Here is a 15,296-nt window from a genome sequence, read left to right as displayed (position 1 = left end):
TTGGCTGTCGGTGACGATAGCACGGCGAAATGACCGCCCAAACACACGCTCTTGACATGCAACCATTTAGTTGCCTATTATTCGACCCATGGATGAAGTCTTCAAAGCCCTCGCGGATGCCTCACGGCGGACGCTGCTTGACCGGCTTCACGATCAGAACGGGCAGACGCTCAGTGAGCTCTGCGACGGCCTCGACATGACGCGTCAGGCCGTCACCAAGCACCTTGTGATTCTCGAGGAGGCCAACCTCGTCACCACGATCAGGCATGGCCGCGAGAAGCTGCATTACCTCAACCCGGTTCCGATCCATCAGATCGGCGAGCGGTGGATCAAAAAGTTCGAGCGGGGGAAACTTGCCGCGCTCAGCGAATTGAAAAGACAATTGGAGAAGCGTGATGAGTAAGCCGGAATTCGTCTACACCATCTATATCGCCTCAACACCGGAGAGGGTGTTCGCCGCGCTGACCGACGCGAAAATGTCGGAGCAGTACTGGCACGGCAGCTCCGTCGTCTCGGACTGGAAGATCGGCTCGCCATTCGCGATCCGGATGCCCCGGCACAACAAGGAAATCACCGGCGAGGTGCTCGAATACGATCCGCCGAGGCGGCTCGCCTATTCGTTCCTTGCCCATGACGGCTCCGATGGCGGCAAGGCTTAGAGCTGGCGCCGGTTGTTTGGACAGCGCCCCGCGGGATTTAAGTGGATTCCTGCCGGGTTATGCTGAACGCGGGGCCTTACGATTTTGTCGTTGCGTCGGGAGGGCGTAGCCCGACCAGAGCGACGACAAAATCGTCGGCGACGGTCATGCGGCCATCACCATAGCTTGCGTGCCGAAGTAAGCCTCGTCGGGCGTGCGCCCGTCAAGGCTCGAGTGAGGGCGTCCCTGATTGTAGAAGGCCAGATACTTGGCAATTGACGCTCGCGCCTCGGACACGCTGTCGTAGGCGCGGAGATAAACTTCTTCGTATTTGACCGTGCGCCAGAGCCGCTCGACAAACACGTTGTCGCGCCAGGCGCCCTTGCCGTCCATGCTGATGGCGATCTTCGCGTCCAGCAGCACATCGGTGAACTCGAGGCTGGTGAACTGGCTGCCCTGGTCCGTGTTGAAAATCTCGGGCCTGCCGTGCTTCGCCAACGCCTCCTGGACCGCTTCGACGCAGAAGGCCGCCTCCATTGTGATCGAGACGCGATGGGCCAGGACCCGTCGGCTGAACACATCGACGACCGCCGCGAGATAGACGAAGCCACGCCGCATCGGAATGTAGGTGATGTCCATTGCCCACGCCTGGTCGGGCCGCTCGATCTTCAATCCGCGCAACAGGTACGGGTAGATCTTGTGACCCGGTGCCGGCTTACTCGTGTTCGGGCGACGATAGACCGCCTCGATCCCCATGCGCTTCATCAGCGTCGCGATGTGGCGGCGACCGGCGTATACGCCCTCCCGCCGCAGCAACGATCGCTGCATACGCGCTCCCGCGAAGGGATAATCGAGATGCAGCTCATCGAGCCGACGCATCAAGGCAAGGTCCTCGGCCGAAACTGGCCGAGGTTCATAGTAGACCGTGCTGCGAGCCAGCTTCAGGACCTTCGCCTGGCGCACGATAGAAAGATCATGACCGCGGTCGATCATCGCTTTGCGCTCAGCAGGCCCGCCTTGGTGAGCGCGCCGGACAAAAAATCGTTTTCCAACGCCAGCTCGCCGATCTTGGCATGTAACGCCTTCAAATCGACCGGCGTCTCGGCCGACGCCTTGTCATGCCCAAACACGCCGGCGGCGCCTTCCAGGAGCTGGTTTTTCCAGATCGTGATCTGGTTCGGATGAACATCAAACAGTTGCGCCAGCTCCGCCAGCGTCTTGTCGCCTTTGACCGCAGCCAAAGCAACCTTCGCCTTGAATGCCGGAGAATGCATCCGGCGGCTCTTCTTCGTCATCTTCGCTCCTGATTCGCGGCAAGAATCCTCGCCGCTGTCAGGCAGAAAATCCACTCAAGCTACTGTCCGAATTTGCGGAGCCAGCTCTGCTTCACGCGTCACCTTCGAGCTGGAACGTCAGAGAGATCAAGTCAGGCTCACGGTGATCCATGACCGCTTCGAACCCGGCAGCGTGGCGCTCGAAAAGATCAGCCTCGGTTGGCCGCTGATCCTGTCGAGCCTGAAGAGCTACGTCGAGTGCGGCCGGGTGCTGCATGCGCCCTGGTACGAGAACGAGGCAACGACGGAGCAAGCGCGATGACCAAGCCGGAATTCGTCTACGTCACCTATATCGAGACCACGCCGGAGAAGCTGTGGGACGCGCTGACCGACAGCGCGTTCACCAGGCAATACTGGTTCGACACCGAGGTCCGATCCGATTGGAAGGTCGGCTCGCCGTTCGCATTGGTGATGGGTGGCAAGACCACCGACACCGGCAAGATCCTCGAGGCGGACCGGCCGCGGCGGCTGTCTTATACGTTCAAGCACGAGCTGTTCGACGGCATGCGCGACGAGCCGGCGACGAAAGTCGTCTTCATCCTGCAGCCGTTCGGCGGTCTCGTGAAGTTGACCGTAACCCACGAAGGCTTCTCCGCCGGCAGCAAGCTGCTCGGCGCCATCTCCAAGGGTTGGCCTGCGATCCTGTCCGGGCTCAAGAGCCTGCTCGAGACCGGCAAGGTGTCACCGGTTCCGCCGGAGGCGCTCGGGATCGAGGGCTTCGAGTGACCATGAGAATCTATCGAAGGACACGCGCGGACATGAACATCGATAAATTCAAGCCGGCGATCGTCTATGCGATCTACATCGCCGCCACGCCCGAGAAGGTGTGGCAGGCACTCACCCAGGCCGAGTTCAGCCGCCAATATTTCTCCGGCAATGCGGTCGAGGTCGATCTCCGGGTCGGCGGCGCTTACATCGTGCGCACGCCCGACGGCGCGCTGCATATCTCGGGCGAGGTGATCGAGTGCGATCCGCTGAAGCGGCTGACCGTCACCTTCAACGTCAACTGGCCGCAGCTCGTCGAAAAGCTCGGGCCGACGCTCGTCACCTACGAGATCGTGCCAGCCGGCGACGGCGTGAAGCTGACCTTGCTGCAGTCGCATGATCGCCCGATCAGCGACGACATCCTCGAAGGCGGCCGCACCGGCTGGCCGGCGATCCTCTCCAGCCTGAAGAGCCTGCTGGAATCCGGCAAGGCCATGGTGATCCCGATGCAGCCCCCGCAACGCATGATGGCCGCGCTGAAGGAATTGGGAATCGCGCTGCCGACGTAAGGCGAGCGATGCGCTCGTCGCACACTCGGCTGTCGTCCCTGCGAAAGCAGGGACCCATAACCACCATTCTTCGCGGTGCTGCACGCTGGGGCCACGGCGTCGCGCAACAATAGACAGCTGTGGTTATGGGTCCCGGGTCGCGCTTCGCTTGCCCGGGACGACGGTGGAGAGAGTTGCCCCCACGCCGCGCAATGGCGCGCGTGAATGGCTATACGAGCAGGAGTCCGACGACGAGATTGACCACGAACAGCGTCGCATCGATGACGAAGATCCTCAGCATCGGGCCCGTCAACACGGGCCAGTAAGCCACCCCGACGCGTCCGCCGCGCATCAGGACCGGAAGGTTGTAGGCGAACTGGCTGAAGTGACACGCGGCGAAGAACAGGAACAGCGCGAGCTGCGCGTCGCGGGCCTGGAAGAATGGCGGCCTCGCCGCGAGGAGATACAGCGACAGCAGGCCGATCGGCAGATTGATCCCGCCGAGGAACGCCACGCTGGCCGACAAGGTTGGTGCGATCGGATTTGCACGCTCCTGCCGCGGCACCAGGATCTTCAGCGTATTGCCCTGGGCAATGCTGAACTGGATGAATGCGCCGCCGAACCAGAGCGCGTTGAGCAGCAGGACGAAGTCAGCAAATCGCATGGCTATTTTCCGTAGAACGCTTCGCTGCGCACCACACGGCCGGCATGGTCGAAGTCCATGAACTCGCTGGCGCGCGTGTCGCCCAATTGCCACCACACCGTCAGCCGCGCGATCGTGTCGTCCCAGCTCCAGTTCAGGATCTTGAGGTCTGCGCTCTCGATGCTTCCATAAGCCTGGCGCCAGTAGGCGCGGATGTTCTCCGCGCCGGCAACCACGGGGGAATCCGTCAATTTGAGCGCCAGGGGGCTGCGCATCTCGGCGTTTTCGGCGAAGTGCGCGACGACGGCGTCGATATCGACCTTGCACCAGTTGGCGCACCACGCCTCGACAAAGCGTCCGGCGGCCGCCCGATCCATTGCCTGTTCGCCCACGTCTCCACCCTCCTCTACTGCTTCCGGCAGGAGAGTGACATGGCGCGATCCTACCGTCAACTAAGTTGACCTGAGGCGCGATCAGCTATTGTCGGCGATGGCCTCCATCACGGCCATCCAGGCGGCGGCGCCGGACTGGCCGACACGATCGAACGCCTCGCGCATCACCTTGCGCTCGTGGCCCGATGCGCGCTGCTCGATGCGTTGTCCGGCCGGCGTCAGGCGCAGCAATTTGGAGCGATGCTGCTCCGCCGACCGTTTCGACGTCATGAGTTCACGCTGCAGCAGCAGGCCGAGCGGCCGGTTCAAGGCCTGCTTGGAAATGCCGAGAACGTCGATCAGCGCCCCGATCGAGATGTCGGGTTGTCGCGCAACGACGTAGAGAATGCGGTGGTGCGGGCGCGACAGGCCAAGCGTGGCAAGATACTGGTCGGCCGACAGCGTCATCCCGCGCCAGCCGTAATACATCAGCTCCAGCGCGGCGTCCAAATCGTGGACCTTCTCGAGCGAGGCGCGATGCAAGCCCGCGGCGCGCGTGGCGGCTTTCTTCATTGGTCCCCCGAACCGAACTTAGCCCAGCGCCCGCAGCTCCCGCCGCAGCACCTTGCCGGTTGCCGTCATCGGCAGGCTGTCGGCGAACTGCACGAAGCGCGGATATTCGTGGGCGGCGAGCTGGATCTTGACGAACTCCTGGATCTCGCGCGCCAGCGTGTCGCTCGGCGCGTAGCCCGGGCGAAGCACGATCCAGGCTTTGATCGATTCGGTGCGGATCGGATCGGGGATGCCGACCACAGCGGACATCGCGACCGCCGGATGCTTCATCAGCGTGTGCTCGATCTCGGACGGGCCGACGCGATAGCCGGCTGACGTGATGACGTCGTCCTCGCGGCTGACGTACCAGAAATAGCCGTCCTCATCCTGCACGCCGAGATCGCCGGTCAAAAGAAATTCGCCGGCATATTTCTTACGCGTCGCCTCCGGATTGCGCCAGTACTCGATCATGGTGCAGGGGCACGGCTGGCGCACGCCGATGATGCCGCGCTGTCCCCGCGGCAATTCCTCACCCTTGTCGTTGACGATGCGGACGTCGAAGCCCGGCGTGGCGCGGCCCATCGAGCCCGGGCGGATCGGAAACAGATTGGAGTTGCTGCCGATCACGAGATTGCATTCGGTCTGCCCGAACACCTCGTGGGCATCGATGCCGAAGGTGTCGCGCACCCAGCCAAGCAATTCGCCGCCGAGCGACTCGCCGCCGGTGAAGATGCTGCGCAGCTTGACGCCCGAATTCTTCACATCGGCCTGCCGCATCAGCTTCAGCGCGGTCGGCGGCAGGAATACGTTGCGGATGCCGAGCTCGGCCATCATCTGCATCGCCGCCTGCGGCTCGAACTTGCGGGCGCGGTGACCGACCATCGGGATACCGTGGTACCAGAACGCGAACAGGCCGTTGATCAGGCCGCCGATCCAGGCCCAGTCGGCCGGCGTCCACATCAAATCACCCGGCCGCGGCAGAAAGTTGTGGCACATCTCGACATTGGGCAGATGGCCGAGCACGACGCGATGCGCATGCAGCGCGCCCTTCGGATTGCCCGTGGTGCCCGAGGTGTAGATGATCAGCGCAGGATCGTCGGCCGATGTGTCGACTGTGGTGAATTCAGCAGACGCCGATCTGATCGCGCCCCAGAACGGCTTGGTGCCGGCCGGCGTCTTTTCGCCGACGATGTAGACGCTCTTCAGCTCGGGCAGGCGCTCGCGGATCTTTGCGACCTTCTGCCAGCCGGCCTCATCGGTGATGATGGCTTTGGCTGCCGAGTTCGACAGCCGGAATTCCAGCGCATCCTCACCGAACAGCGCGAACAGCGGGATCGAGATCATCGCGGCGCGGAATGCCGCGAGATGCGCGACCGGCAATTCGAGCGACTGCGACAGGAACACCGCGACGCGGTCGCCGCGCACCAGGCCATCGGCTGCGAGCACATTGGCAAAGCGACGCGAGGCTTCCGCGACCGCGTCGAACGAGGTGCGCACGGTGCCGCCGTCCTCGTCGACATAGACCAGCGCAAGCCGACCCGTGCCGTCCGCATGACGGTCGCAGCAGGCGGTCGCCATGTTGAAGCGTGCGGGAACGTCCCAGCGAAAGTTGCGATAGAGCTCGTCGTAGGTTTTGGCTTCCTGAAGCATGGCTACAGAGTAGACCATCGCCGTCAGACCACAAACCCCTCCTTGAGGGGAACGCGGTCAGGCTGCCGCCCGCTCCATTGCGACCTCGACCTTAAGACTTTCGAGGTCGCGATAGATCGACGCGACCGCGAGCACGCGCCCGCCTCGCTTGTAGCGGAGCACGCAATCCCTCCCGCCAATGCTGCCGTCCACCGCGATCTCGTCCCACTGTTCGGCGTGGCCGACATAGTTGATCGGCACGTCGTAATGCTGGCTCCAGAAGAACGGCACCGCGTCGAAGACCTCGCGATGCCCAAGCATATTCCGCGCGGCGGTCTGGCCCTGGCGCTCGGCCACCACCCAGTGCTCGACCCGGATATTCTCGCCGCTGTGCCGATCGGGCCAGCGCGCGATATCGCCGGCCGCGTAGATGCCGGACACACTGGTCTGGAGATAGGCGTCCACTTTCACGCCGCGATCGATTGCGAGCCCAGCTGCTTCCGCCAGCGCCAGCCGCGGCTTCACGCCGACACCGACCACGACGAGATCGGCATCGAGTACGGGCCCACTCTGCAGGCGCGCGCGCTTGCCCGCGATCGCGGTCACGGTGTCACCGAGGTGGAATACGACGCCATGCTCTTCGTGCAGCGCGCGGACGAAATCACCCATGTCAGGCCCGAGCACGCGCTCCATCGGCCGCTGTTCCAGCCCGACCACGTGAACCTCGATCTCCCTCGCGCGCAACGAGGCCGCAACCTCGAGCCCGATGAAGCTGGCACCGATCACAACCGCGCGGCGTGCTCCGCTGGCCGAGGCGATGATCGCGCGACAATCTTCGAGGGTACGCAGCACGTGAACGTGGGGCTGGTCCGCACCCGGGATCGGCAACCGCACCGGCTCAGCACCGGTCGCCAACAGCAACCGGTCATAGGGAATCGTTTCGCCGCCGGCGAGCACGACATTGCGGCGGCCGGCGTCGATCGACTTGACCTCGGTCCTGAGTTTTAGCTCGATCGCCGCGTCAGCATAGAAATTGTCCGGCTTCAGCGGCAGCCAGTCTTCCGGCGCGCTGCCCGCGAGGAAGTCCTTTGACAGGTTCGGCCGATCCACCGGCGGCGCGGCCTCGCCGCTCAGCATGACGATGCTGCCTCGATAATCCTGCCGTCGCAGCATCTCGGCAGCGGCAAACCCTGCCGCGCCTCCGCCGACAATCACGATCCTGCCGGGCGCATCGACCGGGCCCTTGACGCGGGGTTTCGGCTGCTCGCGCTTCTCGCGCACGAGAATGCGATCGCCCTGTTGCTCAACCTTCCAGACCGCGAGCGGATTGAAGGCCGGCGCATGTCTCGCCTCTCCGGTTCGCACATCGAAGCAGGCATGGTGCCACGGGCAGCGGATGATCTCGCCGTCGACGAGGCCCTCGGCGAGCGGCCCGTGATAATGGCTGCAATGGGCGTCGATGGCAAAAATCTCGGCTCCCGAGCGCACCAGAAGCACCTGTTGATCGTCGACATGGCCCAACAGGACCGCGCCGGAGAATTCGCTCAGAGTGACGCCTTGGGTGAGATCGGGACCGGCTGGCGGGGCTTGTTGATCGGACATGTCATTCCTCCACTGCCCTGTGCTGCCTCAAACCGCCATTCCGAGGAATTCCTGGCGGGTCAACGCATTGTCGCGAAAGCAACCCAGCATGCGGCTGGTGACGAGATCGGTGTCCGGCTTGCGCACGCCGCGGGTGGTCATGCAGTGATGCTTTCCACTACGGTGTCATCACGAGGTTATGCCCGTCAGATGCACCGTAAGCAGAAAGGTTCCCGTAGTCCGGCCCGCGGCACCTGGCGCCGCAAGCCGCAGAGACGAACGGCTAGCCCGCGAGCGCCGCCTTCACCAGGCCGCTGGCCTTGCCGAAATCCATCTGGCCGGCGTATTTCGCCTTCAACGCGCCGATCACCTTGCCCATGTCCTTGATCCCGGCGGCACCGGTCTCGGCGATGATGGCCGAGATCGCGGCCTTCACGTCGTCGTCGGACATCTGCTTCGGCAGATAGGCGGAGATCACGGCGATCTCCTCACGCTCCTGCGCGGCGAGCTCGGCGCGGCCACCCTTGTCGTAGAGCTCGACCGACTCCTGACGCTGCTTGATCATTTTCTGCAACACGCTGAGGAGGTCGGCATCGGACAGCGGCGGCTTGCCCTGCCCGCGCGCATCGATGTCGGCGTTCTTGATGGTCGAATTGACCATGCGCAGCGTGGAGAGCTTGCGCTCGTCCTTTGCCTTCATCGCTTCCTTGACCGCAGTATTGATGTCGTCGCGCAGCATCCTGGTGTCCTTAAACTGGCAATTCACTCATGTAGGCAGTTTGCAGCTGCTGAACAACCTAGTTGCGCAACCATTCGACCAGCGCGTCGGCGCAGGCCTGCGGCTGCTCCAACTGCGGAAGATGACCGCAATTGGCGAGCACAACGAGCTTAGCCCCGGGAATGCCGTTGGCCATCTCGTCCGACAGCGCGTTCGGAACGGTGTTGTCGGTATCTGACGTCAGCACCAGGGTCGGGCACTTGATCCAGGCCATGCTCGGCCGCGAATCCGGCCGGCCGAGCACCGCGTTTTGCTGGCGGATGAAGGCCTCGGCGCCGACGTCCTCGCTCATGTCGTTTACAATCTGGCGCAGGCTTGCGTCGCCCTGCCGCGACGGATGCACGAAGCCGGGATAGAGCTCGTCGACCACGCTCCGGTACTGGCCGCCCTTCGCCCGCTCGATCATGCCGCGGCGGCGGGCGGTCGCTTCCGGCGTGTCGGCCCTCGCCTGGGTGCTCATCAGCGCCAGTTTCGCAACCCGCTCCGGCGCCTGCCGCATGATCTCGAAGGCGATGTAGCCGCCCATCGAGTGCCCGGCGAGCGCGAAGCGCGGCGGCGCCTCGGCCAGGATGCGGCGGGCGATCGCCCCCATATTGTCGTCCCTGACGTGGTTGGCGACCGTGACCGGCCCGAACCGCCACAGCGCCGGGATAACCGGGGCAAAAATCCGGGGCGAGCAGATGAGGCCCGGGACGAGCAGGATCGGCATCGTGTTGTCCATGCGGGGCTCCGGTCCGGGTCATTTTCGGCAAGCAAATGGCCGCTTCAGGGAACTTTAGATTAAAAGGCCGTTCCGGCCTGTCAAATCGACCGGGATTGCCGTGTGAATCCGCGCCGTTTCGCTTTGACGCCGCAGGGTGCGGCCTCTATTTAAAGGGCTCATGACAACCCCTGAAAACGCTCCCGCCTGGCCGGACCATAAACCGACCGCGCTCCTTGTGCTCGCCGATGGCACCGTGCTGGAAGGTTTTGGCCTCGGCGCGGAAGGCCACGCCGTTGGCGAGGTCTGCTTCAACACCGCAATGACCGGCTATGAGGAGATCCTCACCGATCCGTCCTATGCCGGCCAGATTATCACCTTCACCTTCCCGCATATCGGCAATGTCGGTACCAACGAGGAAGATATCGAGACGGTGAACATGGCCGCGACGCCGGGTGCGCGCGGCGTGATCCTGCGCTCGGCGATCACGGATCCTTCGAACTACCGCGCCACCCGCCACCTCGACCAGTGGTTGAAGGCCCGCGGCATCATCGGCCTCTCCGGCATCGACACCCGCGCGCTGACCGCGCTGATCCGCTCCAAGGGCATGCCCAACGCCGTGATCGCGCATGCCAGGAGCGGCGAATTCGACCTGCACGGCCTGAAGGAAGAGGCGCGCGAATGGCCTGGCCTCGAGGGCATGGACCTGGTGCCGATGGTCACCTCCGGCCAGCGCTTCACATGGGATGAAACGCCCTGGGCGTGGGGTAAAGGCTTCGGCCAGCAGACCGCTCCGGAATTCAACGTGGTCGCGATCGACTACGGCATCAAGCGCAACATCCTGCGTCTGCTCGCCGGCGTCGGCTGCAAGGTGACCGTGGTGCCGGCGACGACGACGGCCGAGGACATCCTGGCGATGAAGCCGGACGGCGTGTTCCTGTCGAACGGCCCCGGCGATCCGGCCGCGACCGGCAAATATGCGGTGCCGGTGATCCAGAAAGTGATCAATTCGGGCACACCGACCTTCGGCATCTGCCTCGGCCACCAGATGCTCGGCCTCGCCGTCGGCGCCAAGACCATGAAGATGCATCAGGGCCATCATGGCGCCAACCACCCGGTCAAGGACGAGACCACCGGCAAGGTCGAGATCACCTCAATGAACCACGGCTTCGCGGTGGACCAGGCGACGCTCCCGAAGGGCACGACCCAGACCCATATCTCGCTGTTCGACGGCTCCAATTGCGGCATCGCGCTCGACGGCAAGCCGGTGTTCTCGGTGCAGTACCACCCCGAGGCCTCGCCCGGCCCGCGCGATTCGCACTATCTGTTCCAGCGTTTTGCCGATCTGATGCGGCAGAACAAGCCCGCGGCTTAGACGCGACCTGTCATTGCCGGGCTTGCCGCCTTCGCCTAGGCTTCGGCGCGCCTCGCGCGATTGGCCTCGTCGAAGCCTTGGCGTAGACGGGACCCGGCAATCCATCCCTTGAAGAAAGATGGATGCCCGGATCAAGTCCGGGCATGACGGACTGTCATGTGCTCCGAGCACCGACGAGCAACGCGCCTTCGCATCAAATCACGGGAAATGCCGACATGACCGACAGCGCCGCCCCGAAGCCCGAATACGGTGTCTCGTCGCTGGATGTGATGGCGTCGATGTCCGGGCTCGACTTCGTGCGCGGCATCTTCGCCCGCACCCTGCCGGAGCCGCCGATCATGGAGAACGTCGCCCCGTTCGACTGCACCGCCGAGACCGGCCATGTCGTGATCCACAGCGTGCCGGGCCTGCGCCACTACAACCCGATCGGCTCGGTGCATGGAGGCTACGCCGCGATCCTGCTGGATTCCGCGATGGGGCTCGCGGTGCAGACCACCCTGCCGAAGGGTTTTGGCTACACCACGCTGGAGTTCAAGATCTCCTTTGTCCGCGGCATGAGCCAGGACACCGGGACGATCCGCACCGAGGGCCAGGTGCTCAATGCCGGCCGTCGCGTCGCAACCGCTGAAGCGCGCATCACCGGCGACAGGGGCAAGCTGATCGCACATGCCACGGCAACCTGCCTGGTGTTCGAACTTCCCAGGAATGGCTGAAGGCAATCGCGTCTTAGCGTAAGGTCTCGGCGTAAGGTCTTGGCGCATTGGAGGCATGACGAACAGCGCTGGATTGGCGCCGGCGTTCTGTGATTGAGTTTCCGTCTCCGAGATCAGGCAAACCTGATCCGGCCAGAAAGGGAAACGCCCGATGATGTCAGCCAACTCAGACATGACCATCCGCGACATCCGTGTCACGATGCTGCGGCTGCCCTGGGCCGATGATCGCTGGCTGAAGGGCGCAGCGCTGGGTGAGACGCGCGACATCCTGATCTGCGAGGTCGAGACCGCGGGCGGCATCACCGGCATGGGCTATCTGTTCGTGTTCCGCCCGGCGATGAAGTCGATCGCGGCCTGTCTGGACGAGTGCATCATCCCGCGCGTGAAGGGCAAGGACGCCACCGCGATCGAGGCGATCTGGCGCGATCTGTGGACGGCGACGATGACCTATGGCCGCGGCGGCATCGCCGCGATGGCGATGTCGGCGCTCGACATCGCGCTGTGGGATGCGGTGGGGAAACGCGCCGGCCTGCCGCTGCACCGGCTGTGGGGGCATTATCGCTCCGAAATCCCGATCTATGGCTCCGGCTGCTTCCGAGGCGCGGGCGGCGACGGCATGATCGAGAAGGCGCTGCATTTCGTGAAGCAGGGCTACAAGGCGATCAAGATGCAGGTCGCCCATGTTCACACGCCCGCGCAAGACCTCGACAATGTGCGCCGCATGCGCGAGGCGCTCGGGCCCGACATCGACATCATGATCGATGTCAACATGGGCTGGAGCGCCGATGTCGCCATCGAGATGGGACGCAAGTTCGAGAAATACGATATCTACTGGCTCGAGGAGCCGGTGCCGGCGGACGATTTCGCCGGCTATCAGCGTATCGCGGCGGCGCTCGACATGCGCGTCGTCGGTGGCGAGACCCATTTCACGCGCTACGATCTGCGGCCGTTCTTCCTCAATCCCTGCCTGCCGATCCTGCAGCCCGATCCGATGCGCGGCGGCATGACCGACCTGCGCAAGATCGCAGCGCTCGCGGACACCTTCGGCATCACCATCGCGCCGCATCTGTTTCCCGAACTCAATGTGCACCTGCTGGCTTCGATTCCGAACGGCATCTGGTGCGAGAACATGGCGCTGATCGACGACCTCTGGGTTGATCCGCCGGAGATTGCCAACGGCATGATCACGGCGCCGGAACGGCCCGGGCACGGGCTCAGATTCAGGGACGAGGTGCTGAAGTTCAAAATCTAGCGGGAACGGTTTCCGGACCGACGGCTTGGTTTGTCCGGAGACTGCGGCCCGTCAAAGGAGCGCCACCATGCCGGTCGTCAGGTCCGATGCTGACCCCCTCGCCCTTGTCTTTCAGGACGACGGGCTGGTGCCGAACAATCCGATGCCGTTCCTGGTCTACAGGGGCGCGGTCGACGTCAGCAAAAATCCCGAGGCCACGATCGAGCAGCTGTTCGGTGGCAATGGCTGGGGCGCGATGTGGCGCAACGGCGTCTACGACTTCACGCATTATCACGCCACGGTGCACGAGGCGCTCGGCGTCGCCCGCGGCAGCGCGCGCGTGCAATTCGGCGGCGCGCACGGCCGAGCGCTGGAGATCACAGCCGGCGACGTCGCGATCCTGCCGGCCGGCACCGGGCATCATTGCCTGGCCTCGAGCGACGATTTCAGCGTGGTCGGCGCCTATCCGCCGGGCCCGCCGATGGATCTGCAACGGCCGACGCCGGAGAGCCACGCCAAGGCGTTGACGACGATCCCGCAGGTCGCGATCCCCGCGACCGATCCGGTGATGGGCAAGGATGGACCGCTGGTGAGGCTGTGGAAGCGGTGACGCTTCAACGAGAGCTGCGTACCCTCTTCCCTTCCCCCCTTGTGGGAGAAGGTGGCTCGCATCGATAGATGCGAGCCGGATGAGGGGTCTATCTCCGCGGAGAGAACCCCTCACCCGGTTTCATCTCGCTCCGCTCGATTGCGCCACCCTCTCCCACAGGGGGAGAGGGTGAATTCTACGCCGCGTTGCTGCCTTCCTGGCGGCTTGCCTCGAACAGGAACCAGGTGCGCCGCTCGGTTTCGTCGATGAAGGTTTCGAGCAGGCCCGCGGTGCCGGAATCCTCGTGGTCGTCGGCGATCTTGTGCGCCTTGCGCATCGCAGCCGCCATATGCTTGTTGTCCTCCATCAACTCGCGCAGCATCTCGCGCGGCGGGACATAGGCCTCGTCATTGTCCTTGATGGTCTGATGCCTGGCGATCTCGCCGATCGACTTCAGCGTCGCACCGCCGAGCTTGCGGACCCGCTCGGCGAGCTGGTCGGTGGTGGCGAAGATCGCATCCGACTGCTCGTCCAGCAACAGATGGTAATCATGGAAATGCCGGCCGCTGACGTGCCAGTGGAAATTCTTGGTCTTGAGGTAAAGCGCGAAGGCGTCGGCCAGCAGCGTATTGAGCGAGGCCGAGATGGTGTCCACCGCAGCCTGCGGCAGGTCGCTCGGCGTGTCGAGATCGGGAGAGATCTTGTCGGTCTTGGCTTTGCTCACGTTGGACCCTCCTGTTAGGAACCCCTTACTTCGGCGCATTGAACATTGGCCGCCGGACCGCTAACGCATCATCAGCCCACCCGTTCCTGGGGCCAGGAACCCGTTCTGCCGGATACCAAACGCGATGGATGAATGGATCGATTATTACGATTCCACGCATACGATCTATGCAAGCCGACTGCACCGCGACCTGCATTTCCAGGTCATCGCAAACGACATCGTCGGCTACATCACCTCACCCGATGCGGTGGTGCTGGACTATGCCTGCGGCGAAGCGCTGTCGGCCACCAAGGTCGCCAATGCCTGCGCCCGGCTCTATCTGGCGGAGCCGGCGCCCGGCGTCCGCGGGCGCCTGGTCGCGCGTTTCGCGCACGACACCAGGATCCGCGTTCGCTCGCTCGATGATCTGAAGAACATGGAGGCGGATTCGATCGACCTCGTGGTGATGAACTCGGTGGCGCAATACATGACGCCGCAGGAGCTCGACAACGCATTCGACGTGATCCACCGCCTGCTGAAACCGACGGGCCGCTTCGTGCTCGGCGACATCCTGCGGCCTGAGGTCGGCATGCCCAGGGACGTCGTGGCGCTGCTGCGCTTTGCGGCGACCCACGGCTTCCTGCGCGATGCCTTGATCGGACTGGCCTCAACCGCCCTGTCCGATTACCGGCAGTTGCGCACCAAGATCGGGCTGCAGCGCTACCGCGAGGACGAGATGGTCGCGAAGCTCGGCGCCGCGGGGTTCAGCGCAACGCGCGCGCCGCGCAACATCGGACACAATCCGTGGCGAATGACGTTCGTGGCGCATCACTGATCAGGGGTTGCACCAAATATTAACCTTAACCAAAGGTAAACGTGGCCGACCCTGAAATAATCGGCAATGATCCACTCGGCCCGGTGGCGGAAGCGTCGACGCGGCAGTGGTGCAACACTGTTTATCCTGGTTCAAATCCAGGCCGGGCCTCCAGCCTTCGCTGCTGACGCAGCTTCGGCTCGGCAAGCCTCCTTTAGCGAAGGCTGCCGCGGCGTAGCCCGCAGGGCGAAGCCGGGCCTCAGCAAGCCCCTCGCCCTCCCCGATCCGGCCACCCCTCCAATGAGGAATTTCCCCCAGAATCGCGGTTGATTGGGCGTTTTTGGGGGTTTCGCGGGTGCGGAAACTGGTCTAAAGACCACCCGCGCGCGAGG

General features: G+C 63.9%; 19 protein-coding genes, 1 tRNA gene and 1 pseudogene. 11 read left to right on the top strand and 10 right to left on the bottom strand.

Annotation, left to right across the window (positions count from 1 at the left end; genetic code table 11):
- The first annotated feature begins 88 nt into the window (after positions 1-88).
- Entirely contained in the window at positions 89-403 is a 315-nt protein-coding gene (locus HAP48_RS22720; RefSeq protein ID WP_166209685.1) for an ArsR/SmtB family transcription factor, read from the top strand.
- Positions 396-659 (top strand): SRPBCC domain-containing protein, encoded by a 264-nt coding sequence (locus HAP48_RS22715; RefSeq protein WP_166209687.1) that lies wholly within the window; start codon positions 396-398, stop codon positions 657-659. Before HAP48_RS22720 ends, HAP48_RS22715 begins: the two co-directional genes overlap by 8 nt.
- A gap of 144 nt (positions 660-803) precedes the next feature.
- On the opposite strand, the gene HAP48_RS22710 is transcribed toward HAP48_RS22715, so the two are convergent.
- Positions 804-1,933 (bottom strand): IS3-like element ISRj2 family transposase gene (locus tag HAP48_RS22710; RefSeq protein WP_166204126.1). Its coding sequence is split into 2 segments (ribosomal slippage): positions 804-1,681 and positions 1,681-1,933, totalling 1,131 coding nucleotides; the frame shifts between segments, so codons are not numbered across the junction.
- Here HAP48_RS22710 and HAP48_RS50060 point away from each other — a divergent pair.
- The 3 genes from HAP48_RS50060 to HAP48_RS22695 are packed head-to-tail and all read left to right on the top strand — an operon-like array spanning position 1,857 to position 3,246.
- Complete coding sequence (locus HAP48_RS50060; RefSeq protein WP_166209689.1) at positions 1,857-2,234, top strand: SRPBCC domain-containing protein; 378 nt, start codon at positions 1,857-1,859, stop codon at positions 2,232-2,234. The two genes, HAP48_RS22710 and HAP48_RS50060, sit on opposite strands and share 77 nt — an antisense overlap.
- Positions 2,231-2,698, top strand: coding sequence for an SRPBCC family protein (locus tag HAP48_RS22700; RefSeq protein ID WP_166209691.1), 468 nt, complete (start codon positions 2,231-2,233; stop codon positions 2,696-2,698). Before HAP48_RS50060 ends, HAP48_RS22700 begins: the two co-directional genes overlap by 4 nt.
- A 32-nt stretch (positions 2,699-2,730) precedes the next feature.
- Positions 2,731-3,246 carry an SRPBCC family protein gene (locus tag HAP48_RS22695; RefSeq protein WP_166209694.1) on the top strand — a complete coding sequence of 172 codons (516 nt, stop codon included), beginning with the start codon at positions 2,731-2,733 and terminating at the stop codon, positions 3,244-3,246.
- Positions 3,247-3,454: 208 nt separating this feature from the next.
- On the opposite strand, the gene HAP48_RS22690 is transcribed toward HAP48_RS22695, so the two are convergent.
- The 8 genes and pseudogenes from HAP48_RS22690 to HAP48_RS22655 form a co-directional block, all read right to left on the bottom strand.
- On the bottom strand, positions 3,455-3,889 hold the full coding sequence (locus HAP48_RS22690; protein ID WP_166209697.1) for a hypothetical protein: 435 nt from the start codon (positions 3,887-3,889) through the stop codon (positions 3,455-3,457).
- Positions 3,890-3,891: 2 nt separating this feature from the next.
- Positions 3,892-4,245: a nuclear transport factor 2 family protein gene (locus HAP48_RS22685; protein ID WP_166216103.1), complete on the bottom strand. Its 354-nt coding sequence runs from the start codon at positions 4,243-4,245 to the stop codon at positions 3,892-3,894.
- Positions 4,246-4,341: 96 nt separating this feature from the next.
- Positions 4,342-4,812, bottom strand: a complete 471-nt coding sequence (locus tag HAP48_RS22680) for a MarR family winged helix-turn-helix transcriptional regulator (RefSeq protein WP_166209700.1) — start codon at positions 4,810-4,812, stop codon at positions 4,342-4,344.
- Between the two features lie 18 nt (positions 4,813-4,830).
- The gene (locus HAP48_RS22675; protein ID WP_166216106.1) at positions 4,831-6,441 is read right to left on the bottom strand and encodes an acyl-CoA synthetase; all 1,611 of its coding nucleotides are present in this window, start codon (positions 6,439-6,441) and stop codon (positions 4,831-4,833) included.
- A 57-nt stretch (positions 6,442-6,498) separates the two neighbouring features.
- Entirely contained in the window at positions 6,499-8,022 is a 1,524-nt protein-coding gene (locus HAP48_RS22670) for an FAD-dependent oxidoreductase (RefSeq protein WP_166209703.1), read from the bottom strand.
- Between the two features lie 27 nt (positions 8,023-8,049).
- Positions 8,050-8,172, bottom strand: a pseudogene (locus HAP48_RS22665) (GTP cyclohydrolase I); the annotation flags it as partial.
- A 112-nt stretch (positions 8,173-8,284) separates the two neighbouring features.
- Complete coding sequence (locus tag HAP48_RS22660; RefSeq protein WP_029082000.1) at positions 8,285-8,740, bottom strand: GatB/YqeY domain-containing protein; 456 nt, start codon at positions 8,738-8,740, stop codon at positions 8,285-8,287.
- Positions 8,741-8,798: 58 nt separating this feature from the next.
- Positions 8,799-9,500, bottom strand: a complete 702-nt coding sequence (locus HAP48_RS22655; RefSeq protein ID WP_166209706.1) for an alpha/beta fold hydrolase — start codon at positions 9,498-9,500, stop codon at positions 8,799-8,801.
- A gap of 160 nt (positions 9,501-9,660) precedes the next feature.
- Here HAP48_RS22655 and carA point away from each other — a divergent pair, with 160 nt between their 5' ends.
- From carA to HAP48_RS22635, 4 genes are all read left to right on the top strand, one after another.
- The gene (gene carA, locus HAP48_RS22650) at positions 9,661-10,854 is read left to right on the top strand and encodes a glutamine-hydrolyzing carbamoyl-phosphate synthase small subunit (RefSeq protein WP_166209709.1); all 1,194 of its coding nucleotides are present in this window, start codon (positions 9,661-9,663) and stop codon (positions 10,852-10,854) included.
- Between the two features lie 215 nt (positions 10,855-11,069).
- The gene (locus tag HAP48_RS22645) at positions 11,070-11,567 is read left to right on the top strand and encodes a PaaI family thioesterase (RefSeq protein ID WP_166209712.1); all 498 of its coding nucleotides are present in this window, start codon (positions 11,070-11,072) and stop codon (positions 11,565-11,567) included.
- Between the two features lie 151 nt (positions 11,568-11,718).
- Positions 11,719-12,819 (top strand): mandelate racemase/muconate lactonizing enzyme family protein, encoded by a 1,101-nt coding sequence (locus HAP48_RS22640; RefSeq protein WP_166209716.1) that lies wholly within the window; start codon positions 11,719-11,721, stop codon positions 12,817-12,819.
- A 67-nt stretch (positions 12,820-12,886) separates the two neighbouring features.
- Positions 12,887-13,408 (top strand): cupin domain-containing protein, encoded by a 522-nt coding sequence (locus HAP48_RS22635; protein WP_166209719.1) that lies wholly within the window; start codon positions 12,887-12,889, stop codon positions 13,406-13,408.
- Between the two features lie 175 nt (positions 13,409-13,583).
- Here the strand turns inward: HAP48_RS22635 and HAP48_RS22630 are convergent, their stop codons facing one another.
- Positions 13,584-14,111, bottom strand: a complete 528-nt coding sequence (locus HAP48_RS22630; RefSeq protein ID WP_166209722.1) for a Dps family protein — start codon at positions 14,109-14,111, stop codon at positions 13,584-13,586.
- Between the two features lie 124 nt (positions 14,112-14,235).
- Here HAP48_RS22630 and HAP48_RS22625 point away from each other — a divergent pair, with 124 nt between their 5' ends.
- Positions 14,236-14,925 (top strand): class I SAM-dependent methyltransferase, encoded by a 690-nt coding sequence (locus HAP48_RS22625; protein WP_166209725.1) that lies wholly within the window; start codon positions 14,236-14,238, stop codon positions 14,923-14,925.
- 77 nt (positions 14,926-15,002) lie between these two features.
- Positions 15,003-15,078, top strand: a tRNA-OTHER gene (locus tag HAP48_RS22620).
- The last annotated feature ends 218 nt before the right edge of the window (positions 15,079-15,296 follow it).

It is taken from the genome of Bradyrhizobium septentrionale (genome assembly GCF_011516645.4).
GTDB lineage: Bacteria > Pseudomonadota > Alphaproteobacteria > Rhizobiales > Xanthobacteraceae > Bradyrhizobium > Bradyrhizobium septentrionale.
The sequence above is the reverse complement of the archived record's forward strand: the minus strand, read 5'-3'. Positions and strand labels throughout refer to the sequence as shown.

Excerpts from the sequence above, each read along its gene's own strand:
- HAP48_RS22635 (WP_166209719.1), top strand. The coding sequence starts at position 12,887 with ATGCCGGTCGTCAGGTCCGATGCTGACCCCCTCGCCCTTGTCTTTCAG.
- HAP48_RS22685 (WP_166216103.1), bottom strand. The coding sequence starts at position 4,245 with ATGGATCGGGCGGCCGCCGGACGCTTTGTCGAGGCGTGGTGCGCCAAC.
- HAP48_RS22680 (WP_166209700.1), bottom strand. The coding sequence starts at position 4,812 with ATGAAGAAAGCCGCCACGCGCGCCGCGGGCTTGCATCGCGCCTCGCTC.
- HAP48_RS22670 (WP_166209703.1), bottom strand. The coding sequence starts at position 8,022 with ATGTCCGATCAACAAGCCCCGCCAGCCGGTCCCGATCTCACCCAAGGC.
- carA (WP_166209709.1), top strand. The coding sequence starts at position 9,661 with ATGACAACCCCTGAAAACGCTCCCGCCTGGCCGGACCATAAACCGACC.
- HAP48_RS22720 (WP_166209685.1), top strand. The coding sequence starts at position 89 with ATGGATGAAGTCTTCAAAGCCCTCGCGGATGCCTCACGGCGGACGCTG.
- HAP48_RS22660 (WP_029082000.1), bottom strand. The coding sequence starts at position 8,740 with ATGCTGCGCGACGACATCAATACTGCGGTCAAGGAAGCGATGAAGGCA.
- HAP48_RS22675 (WP_166216106.1), bottom strand. The coding sequence starts at position 6,441 with ATGCTTCAGGAAGCCAAAACCTACGACGAGCTCTATCGCAACTTTCGC.
- HAP48_RS22645 (WP_166209712.1), top strand. The coding sequence starts at position 11,070 with ATGACCGACAGCGCCGCCCCGAAGCCCGAATACGGTGTCTCGTCGCTG.
- HAP48_RS22715 (WP_166209687.1), top strand. The coding sequence starts at position 396 with ATGAGTAAGCCGGAATTCGTCTACACCATCTATATCGCCTCAACACCG.
- HAP48_RS22700 (WP_166209691.1), top strand. The coding sequence starts at position 2,231 with ATGACCAAGCCGGAATTCGTCTACGTCACCTATATCGAGACCACGCCG.
- HAP48_RS22640 (WP_166209716.1), top strand. The coding sequence starts at position 11,719 with ATGATGTCAGCCAACTCAGACATGACCATCCGCGACATCCGTGTCACG.
- HAP48_RS22655 (WP_166209706.1), bottom strand. The coding sequence starts at position 9,500 with ATGGACAACACGATGCCGATCCTGCTCGTCCCGGGCCTCATCTGCTCG.
- HAP48_RS22695 (WP_166209694.1), top strand. The coding sequence starts at position 2,731 with ATGAACATCGATAAATTCAAGCCGGCGATCGTCTATGCGATCTACATC.
- HAP48_RS22625 (WP_166209725.1), top strand. The coding sequence starts at position 14,236 with ATGGATGAATGGATCGATTATTACGATTCCACGCATACGATCTATGCA.
- HAP48_RS22690 (WP_166209697.1), bottom strand. The coding sequence starts at position 3,889 with ATGCGATTTGCTGACTTCGTCCTGCTGCTCAACGCGCTCTGGTTCGGC.